This window comes from Priestia sp. P5_B4 (assembly GCF_056400385.1).
The window spans coordinates 1-817 of sequence record NZ_JBFULJ010001270.1 but is presented as its reverse complement, the minus strand read 5'-3'; the positions used below and the strand labels follow the sequence as shown (position 1 = coordinate 817).

The following is an 817-nucleotide window of genomic DNA, read 5'->3' as shown; positions in this document are numbered from 1 at the left end:
CTCTAGCACTTTCAGTGTTGGACTAGCTTTCTTTTTTTACCTTTTTTAGAACGTTCATTCTAAAATTGTTATGAAACAAACCATCATAATGCATACTTAATCGTTTTTAAATTTCTAAGGAGGAACACAAAAATGACAAACTTTAAAATACCAACAGAATCAGAATTTATTGAAGCAGATGGAACTCGTTACGCATATAGAAAATTTGGTACACAAGATGGTATACCAGTAGTATTTCTTGTTCACTTTAGAGGAACGATGGAAAAYTGGAATCCAAACATGATTGAACCTATTGCAAATACACGCCCAGTAATCTTATTTGACAATAAAGGGGTTGGTGAGACCGATGGACTAACGCCTACTACAATTGCAGATATGGCAAAAGACACAGCAACATTTATAAAAGCTCTTGGATTAGAACAAGTTGACATTCTTGGTTTTTCCATTGGTGGCATGGTTGCACAAGAGCTAGCTTTACAAGAAGGAGATTTAGTAAGAAAAATTATTATGGCAGGTACTTCACCTGAATCTGGTATTAATCCAGATCCAGAGATTCTTGAAAGAATGAATCGTCACGGCGGAACGGAAGAAGATGGAATAAATGATTTTATGTTCTTTTTCTACGAGCAAACCAAAACAAGTAAATCTGCAGGAATGGCTTCACTACAAAGAATTTTCAATCAGAAAAAAGTAAACAGTTCAGAACAAGTAAAAGAGGCACAATTACAAGCCATTGCAAAATGGGCTAAACAAAAATCTAATCATGACTATGAATGGTTACAAAACATCAAACACCCTGTACTTGTTACTAATGGGG

The 817-nt window shown here is 34.9% G+C and carries 1 protein-coding gene; it reads left to right on the top strand.

Annotated elements, in window-relative coordinates; translation table 11 throughout:
- Positions 1-132: 132 nt before the first annotated feature.
- Positions 133-817: alpha/beta fold hydrolase (locus AC1DRF_RS30425; protein ID WP_477742623.1), on the top strand; the 685-nt coding region annotated here is incomplete at its 3' end.